At 69.2% G+C, this 7826-nt stretch carries 6 protein-coding genes; 4 read left to right on the forward strand and 2 right to left on the reverse strand.

The features are described from left to right. Positions 1-9 precede the first annotated feature (9 nt). On the forward strand, positions 10-2448 hold the full coding sequence (locus ACT6QK_RS09525) for a PAS domain-containing sensor histidine kinase (protein ID WP_444597595.1): 2439 nt from the start codon (positions 10-12) through the stop codon (positions 2446-2448). 81 nt (positions 2449-2529) lie between these two features. Here ACT6QK_RS09525 and ACT6QK_RS09530 read toward each other — a convergent pair whose 3' ends face one another. Then, entirely contained in the window at positions 2530-3102 is a 573-nt protein-coding gene (locus tag ACT6QK_RS09530) for a hypothetical protein (protein WP_444597596.1), read from the reverse strand. A 139-nt stretch (positions 3103-3241) separates the two neighbouring features. Beyond that, entirely contained in the window at positions 3242-3727 is a 486-nt protein-coding gene (locus ACT6QK_RS09535) for a hypothetical protein (protein WP_444597597.1), read from the reverse strand. A gap of 252 nt (positions 3728-3979) precedes the next feature. On the opposite strand from ACT6QK_RS09535, the gene ACT6QK_RS09540 reads away from it, so the two are divergent. From ACT6QK_RS09540 to ACT6QK_RS09550, 3 genes are all read left to right on the forward strand, one after another. Continuing rightward, on the forward strand, positions 3980-5779 hold the full coding sequence (locus ACT6QK_RS09540; protein WP_444597598.1) for a long-chain-acyl-CoA synthetase: 1800 nt from the start codon (positions 3980-3982) through the stop codon (positions 5777-5779). A 91-nt stretch (positions 5780-5870) separates the two neighbouring features. Next, positions 5871-6740, forward strand: a complete 870-nt coding sequence (gene motA / locus ACT6QK_RS09545; protein ID WP_444597599.1) for a flagellar motor stator protein MotA — start codon at positions 5871-5873, stop codon at positions 6738-6740. Between the two features lie 168 nt (positions 6741-6908). Next, positions 6909-7310, forward strand: a complete 402-nt coding sequence (locus ACT6QK_RS09550; protein WP_444597600.1) for a hypothetical protein — start codon at positions 6909-6911, stop codon at positions 7308-7310. The last annotated feature ends 516 nt before the right edge of the window (positions 7311-7826 follow it).

Below are 7826 nucleotides of genomic sequence, written 5' to 3' on the forward strand. Positions count from 1 at the left end.
GGGGCAGCCTTGCGGGGCAGCGAGCGCCGCGTTCAGGGAAAAGGCCGGCGCGCGTCGGACAGGGATGCTTCACGCCCGGTCGCCTGGACCCGCATTGCGGTTCTCTGCCTCGCCCTGGGCCTGTCCGCCTACGTCCTTCTGGTCGCCCGCGGCGACGCCCGCCCGCAACTTGATCTGGAGCGCGCCCAGAACGCCGCCCTGACGCAGTCGGCCTCGGCCCGGGCCGCTGTCATTGAAGCCCGGTTGAGCGCGGCCCAGGCGGCCCTGGATCTGGCCGCATCCGGCCTGACGGCCAGCCCCGCTCGACCGCTCGACGCCCTGGAGACCGCACGCCGCCACGCCCCCGATCTGGCGCTCGCCGTCCGCTCCGACCAAGGCGAGATCCTCGCCGCCGCCGGCGCCCCGGCCGAGGCCTTCGCCGCCGCATCCGGCGCCGCCCCCCTGACCCTGAACCCCGCCGACGCCACCGCCCTCGTGAAACGCGAGGCCGGGGGGCGGACCCTGATCGCCCGGCTTCCCCTGGCCTCGCCCGGTTCCGGGCGGGACATGGACCTCTTTGTCGCCTCCGCCGCCCACCGCCTGTCCCTGCGATCGGGAGCGCCGATTCCCGAAGTCGACTATCCCGCCCTGCAGCAGGCGGCGCGGACGCCCCAACAGCCGACGGCTGCATCCGAGGCCGGGCGACAGGGTCGGCTCGCGGCCGCGGCGGTCGGCGACACGGGCCTGATCGTCGGCGCCTGGCGCCCCGGGGTTCGGGCCGGCGGCGCCCTGGGCCTGCTGTCGGATCTTTGGGTGGTCCTGATCCCTCTCGCCCTCGGCCTGGGGGTGATCGCCCTGGCCGCCGCCCAGCAGTGGCGACAGGTGCGCGCCCGCCGCAACTGGGCCGAGACCGAACATCGCTTCCAGGTCGCCGTCGAGGCGGCCCGGTGCGGCGTCTGGGAATGGGACCTCGAGGCCGAAGAGGTCACCGTGTCCGACTATATGGCGGCCCTGCTGAACCTGAGCGCCGGCGGCGTCCTGCCCGCCGCCACCGTGGTGGGCCAGGTCCACCCCCGCTATCGTGAGGCGTTCGAACACGCCCTGCGCCAGGCCGCGACCTTCGGCGCCTTCGAGACCACCTTCCCGGTCATTTCGCCCAACGGCGGCGGCCTGCGCTGGATCGACGCCCGAGGCCAGGCGCGCGGCGAGCGCGACGAGCACGGCTACGCCAACATCATGGGCGTGGCCCTGGACATCACCGAGGCCCGCCAGGCCAAGGCCCACGCCCAGGCCGCCGAGAGCCGGCTGCGCGACGGCATCGAGAGCGTCTCGGACGCCTTCGCCCTGTTCGACCGCCACGGCCGGCTGATCCTGTCCAACCAGGCCTTCTCCGACGCCTTCGGCCTGGCGCCCGAGGCCGTGCGGCGCGGGGCCAACAAGGACGAGCTCAACCGCATCGCCAGCCTGGTCATCAAGGCCGACCATCCCTCGACCACGGCGGGCGTGCGCGAGGTCGAGCTGAACGACGGACGCTGGCTGCGCATCGCCGAACGCTTCACCTCCGACGGCGGCGCCGTGGTGACCGCCACCGACCTGACGCTCATCCGCCGCCAGGAGGCCCAGACCCGTCAGGCGGCCGACAGCCTGCGCGCCATGGTGGCCAAGCTGGAGACCAGCCAGGCCGAACTCAGCCTGCTGGCCAACAAGTACGAAGGCGCCATGGTCCGGGCCGAGGCCGCCAACCAGGCCAAGTCGGAATTCCTGGCCAACATGTCCCACGAACTGCGGACCCCGCTGAACGCCATCAACGGCTTCTCGGAGATCATGGCCGCCGAGATGTTCGGCCCCGTCGGCGACCCACGCTACAAGGGCTACGCCAACGACATCCTGAAGTCCGGCCAGCATCTGCTCAGCCTCATCAACGACATCCTCGACATGGCCAAGATCGAGGCGGGCAAGATGACCGTCCACTACGAGAAGGTCTCGCTGAAGGAAATCTGCACCGACGCCGCCCGCCTGATGCGCGGCAAGGCGGACGAGGCCGGCCTGACCCTGGTCGTCGACGCCCCCGACCTGCCCGAGATCGACGCCGATCATCGCGGCATGAAGCAGGTCCTGCTGAACCTGATCTCCAACGCCGTGAAGTTCACGCCCGAGGGCGGATCTATCACGGTGGCGACCTCCATGATCGATCCGAACCGCCAGCGGGTGGCCGTCACCGACACCGGCATCGGCATCGCCGCGGAGGATCTGGGCCGCCTCGCCCGCCCGTTCGAACAGGTCGAGGGCCAGCATTCCAAGACCACCCAGGGCACCGGCCTGGGCCTGGCTCTGACCAAGGCGCTGATCGAGGTCCACCACGGCGAAATGCGGATCGAAAGCCAACCCGGCGTCGGCACCACGGTCAGCTTCGAAATCCCCGTCCGCAAGCCGAACGTCGACGACCGCGACGTCGCCCAGGCGGCCTGACCCTTACTCCAAAGCAGAACCGCCGCGGCCCGAATGGACTGCGGCGGTCTCGCTAACTTCAACCTTGTCAGGCTGACGGGATCAGTTCAGCGGCTGGGTCGCGATGGCCGGAGCCGGCGGCGTCGGGGCGGGCGCCGTAGGGGCCGGCGTCGTCGTCGACGGGGTCGCCGGGGTGCGGTTCGAGGTGCTCGTCGCCGGATCGGCCGTGTAGGGACGCGGACCCGTGGGTTCGACCGTCGGCGCAGCCTCGACCGCAGGGGCGGCCTGACGCTGGACCGGGCGTTGAACCGTCGCGGCGCGACGGATGGGTTCGGCCCGAACCGGCTCGGCGCGCGAGGCGGCCGGGGCCGGCGCGATCGGTGCGGGGGCCGCCGTCGGAGCGGTCTCCATCGCGACGACATCCGCCGAAGCCGTCGGGGCCATGGCCATCGGGGAGGCCGCAGGCGCGGTCTCGGGCTCGGCCAGAGGCGTCGCGGGCTCGCTCGGGTTCATCAGCATCGCGGCGGCGGCGCCGATAAGAACCACGCCCCCGATGGGCGCCAGGATCATCCAGCTGCGCACCTTCTTGCGGCGCACCGGCTTGCGGGCGTAGGTCGGGACGTATTCGGCCTCGGCGGTATTGGAGACCGGGGGTTCGGGATAGGTCAGAGACATTGTCATCCTCCTGAAAAGTTCAGGGGATTAAGTCCGCCTTGTCGATCGGGGTTCCCCGAAAACAGCATCGCCCAGAAGATATGCCGCCACGGCCGCAACCGCGTCTGAAAAACGACGCTTTCGGACCAAGCTCGACTGTTCAGAAACTCGTGACTTCCGAAATACCCAGCACGGCTTTCTTCAGCTCGCCTTCGGAATAGGTTCCGATCCAGATTTCATACCGCCCGGCCGTCGGCGTCAGCTCGACCGACGGATTGGAATCCTCGCCGGAATCGTCGTCGCAATACCAGGTCCCGTCCGGCCCGTTGACGACCAGGGTCGTGTCGGCGTTCGACAGGGCGGAAATCTTGATCGTCAGCCCGCTCGTGCTCTCGCCGTCCCAGAACAGGCGCACGTCCGGGGCGGCGCTGAGGTAGCCCTTGCAGTCCTCGAACTTGGATTCGGCGTTCACGTCCCCGCCCGCCAGAACGCTCAGCAGAGCCGGATCAGGATCGAAGCCGGGCTCCAGATGGAACTCGCCATAGGTCGGGTCGGCCTCGAAATCCTGGGCCAGGGCCGGCGCGGCCACGGGAACGGACAAGACGGCGGCCAGCATCAGGGCGGCGGCGGTGCGGGCGATAGGCATGGTGTCTGGCCTTCCTCGGCGGCCCCTCGCCGCCCCGTTCGGGATTAGAAGGCCAAGCTTGACGCGGATCAAGCCTACCAACCCTGACGACCGCGACCGCCGAGGCTTCCCTTGCGGCGCCGGGGCATGAAGGCCACGCCCGAGCCGCAACCGCCAGCCAACCCGCCGGATCGGGCCGTCATCGGTTGACCCGGCTGAACCGCTTGTCCATCAAGACGGTGAACCGGACATCTTTCAGGAGCAGCCGAAACCATGGGTCTCGCAGCGAACATTCGGCGTGACCTTCGGTTCGTCGGCAGCCTGCGCCGCCTGCTGAACCGGATCAAGCCGATCACCCTCGACAGCCCGGTCCTGCTCTGTGACGACTTCGAGGAGGCCGTCGATCGCTTCGGCGAGAACGTCGCCATCCAGGACGAACAGCGCAGCCTGACCTATCGCGAGCTCGACGCCCTGGCCAACCGCTACGCCCACTGGGCGCGGAGCCGCAACCTGCGCCGCTCGGACGTGGTCGGTCTGTTTATGTCCAACCGGGCCGACTACCTGGCGGCCTGGATCGGCTTCTCCAAGGTCGGGGTGCCGGCGGCGCTTTTGAACACCAACCTGACCGGCGCGGCCCTGGCCCACTGCCTGAACATCGTCAATGTCGCCCAGGTGGTCTCCGACGAGGACTGCTGGCCGCGCGTCGAGGAGGCCCGTCCCTTCGCCCAGCGCAGCCTGATGCTGTGGGTCCTGGGCCTGAAGCCGGTCGAGGAAACCAGCGACCGGCGCAACCTCGACAACGCCGTACGCAGCGGCTCCTCGGTCCGTCCACCCCGGGCGGCGCGCGAGGGCCTGACCAACCGGGACACCTGCGTCTTCATCTACACCTCGGGCACGACGGGCCTGCCCAAGGCCGCGCGCGTCACCCATTCGCGGGCCCGCACCTATATGCGCGCCTTCGCCGGCTGCACCCGCTCGACGCCGGAAGACCGCATCTACAACGTCCTGCCCCTGTACCACTCGACGGGCGGCCTGGTCGGGGTGGGCGCCGCCCTGCTGAACGGTGCGCGACTGATCGTGCGCCGCCGCTTCTCGGCCTCCTCCTTCTCGCGTGACGTGCGCGACAGCGGCGCGACCATGTTCGTCTACATCGGCGAACTGTGCCGCTATCTGGTCAACAGCCCGCCGACCGAGGACGACGGCAGGAACAAGCTGCGTCTGGCCTTCGGCAACGGCCTGCGTCCCGACGTCTGGCCCGACTTCCAGTCGCGCTTCCGGATCCCCCAGGTGCTGGAGTTCTACGGCTCGACCGAGGGCAATGTCTCCCTGTTCAACTTCGACGGCAAACAGGGCGCCATCGGCCGGGTGCCGAAGTGGCTGAAGAGCAAGATCAACATCCGCTTGGTCCGGTTCGATGTGAACACCGACGAACCCGTGCGCGGCGCCAACGGCCTGTGCGAGGAATGCCGCCCGGGCGAGATCGGCGAGGCTGTCGGCCTGATCTCCGCCGATCCGAAGCATGACTTCTCCGGCTATGCGGACAAGGCCGCGTCGGAAAAGAAGATGCTCACCGACGTCTTCGTGCGCGGCGACCGCTACTTCCGCACCGGCGACCTGCTGCGACAGGACCACGAGGGCTATTTCTATTTCGTCGACCGCGTCGGCGACACCTTCCGCTGGAAGGGCGAGAACGTCTCCACCTCCGAGGTCGAGCAGCGACTGGTGGACGCCCCCGGCGTGCGCGAGGTCATCGCCTACGGCGTCCCCGTGCCCCACGCCGACGGCAAGGCCGGCATGGTCACCCTGGTTCTGGACGGGAAGTTCCAGCCCGCCGCCTTCGCCGCCTGGGCCGACGCGCAACTGCCGCCCTACGCCCGCCCCCTGTTCGTACGCATCGCCAAGAATCTCGAGACGACCGGCACCTTCAAATACCGCAAGGTGGATCTGGTCGCCGACGGCTTCGATCCGGCCCGGGTCGGAACGGGCCTCTACCTGCGCGGCGGCAAGAACGGCTATCAGCGCCTGACGCCTGCGGCCTATGAACAGATCGCCAGCGGGGTGGTGCGGTTGTAGCCCGCGCCCCCGGTTTCACCGACCACGGCAACGCGGCCTTAATCATTAATGGCGATGGTCCGTCGTTCTCCTCGGGGCGACCGGACGCGTCATGTTTCAGATCATCGGCATCATTCTGCTGTTCGGCCTCGTCTTCGGCAGCTTCGCCATGGCCGGCGGCAAGTTCGACGTCATTATCCACGCCGCCCCGCACGAGCTCATGGCTATCCTGGGCGCGGGCATCGCCGCCTTCCTGATCGCCAACAGCATGCCCGTCATCAAGGCGTCGCTCGGCGGTCTGGGCAAATGCTTCGCCGGGCCCAAGTGGAAGAAGCAGGACTACAAGGACATCCTGGCGCTTCTGTTCCAGCTGACCAAGACGATGAAGTCCAAGGGCGTCATCGCCCTGGAAAGCCACATCGAGAAACCGGGCGAGTCCGCGATCTTCCAGAAGTACCCGAAGATCATGAAGGACCACTTCGCCATCGACTTCATCTGCGACACCCTGCGGATGATGACCATGAACCTGGAGGATCCTCACCAGATCGAGGACGCCATGGAAAAGCAGCTGGAGAAGCACCACCACGAGGCCGCCCACGCGGCCCATGCGCTCCAGACCCTGGCCGACGGCCTGCCTGCCCTGGGCATCGTCGCGGCCGTGCTCGGCATCATCAAGACCATGAGCTCGATCGACAAGCCCCCGGCGGTTCTCGGCGGCATGATCGGCTCGGCCCTGGTCGGCACCTTCCTCGGCGTCTTCCTGGCCTACGGCCTGGTCGGTCCCTTCGCCTCGCGCCTGCAGTCGATCGTCGACGAGGAGGCCGCCTTCTACAAGATCATCCAGTCGGTCCTCGTCGCCCACCTGCACGGCAACGCCGCCCAGATCTCGTGCGAGATCGGCCGGGGCGACATCCCCTCCTCGATCCAGCCCTCGTTCAGCGAGATGGAAGAGCATCTGTCGACCGTCGGCAGCGAGGCCTGAGACCCGACGAGGCATGAACGTCGGTCGGCGGAACGGCTGGGCGGCTTTGCCGTTCATGTTCCGACACGATCGCGTGACCGAAGACGGCGGACCACTCGGGTCCGGTGCGGATTGGACCGCACTCCGCCTACCGGCTCCAGACCGGGCGGTCGTCGTCAGGAGACGCTCATGATCTCGACCAAGACCCACCTCGCCTCCCGCGCCGCCCTTGTCGCGGTCCTGTCCGCCGGCCTGCTTTCGGCCGCCGCCTGCAACCGCTCCTCGACCGAAACCGCCGAGGGCGGGGAGGCCGTTTCGGCGTCCAACGCCGTCGACGCCACGCCCAGCACCGGAGAGATGGCCTCGAACGCCGCCGCCTCCACTGGAGCCTCCTCGTCACGCGGCGCGACCCGCACGGCGGGCGGGTCGGGCGGCGCGTCCGGCGAAACCCTCGATCGTCAGGGCTCGACCGCGACGACCGCCATGGCCCCCGCCCCGGCCGACCCGGGCACGACGCGCGAAACCATCGAGGTGACCAAGTCGGGCCTGTCGCCCGCCGGCGCCTCCAGCGGACCGACCGCGCCGAACTGAGTTCGGCCGTCCCCGACCTTTGCGGCCCGACAGGGTTCATCTAGGCTGACGGCGCGCGAGCGATCGCGCGTCGGAGCCGTGCCCTGCCAAAGCCTCGCCTGAGCCTCTTTGTCCTTCCCTTGGCCCTGCTGTGCGCGGGGGTTTCGGCCTGTCACCGGGACGAAACCGCGCCGGCGAACCCCGCGCCGACGGCCGCCTCAACGCCCGATCCCGACGCCCCGCCCCCGGGCAGCCAGGCGGCGGAGGCCATCGGCGCGGACGGCGCGGCGACGGCTCCCGTCACGCGGCCGTGAATGCGCTTGTGATTTTGCTCACGATCCCGTTATCCTCCCACTGCGGGTCGAAAGAGCCCGCGACATAGGAAGGAAGTTCACCATGACCATCCGCCAGCTGATGACCGCCTCGGCCGTCGCCGCCGCCGCCTTCGCCATCACCGCCTGCACCCCGGCCGCCGAAGAAGAAAAGGCCGCTGACACCGCGACCGCTGCGGCCGAAACGGCCCAGGACGCGGCCGCC

The sequence above is a fragment of the Brevundimonas sp. genome (assembly GCF_052436175.1).
Lineage (GTDB): Bacteria > Pseudomonadota > Alphaproteobacteria > Caulobacterales > Caulobacteraceae > Brevundimonas.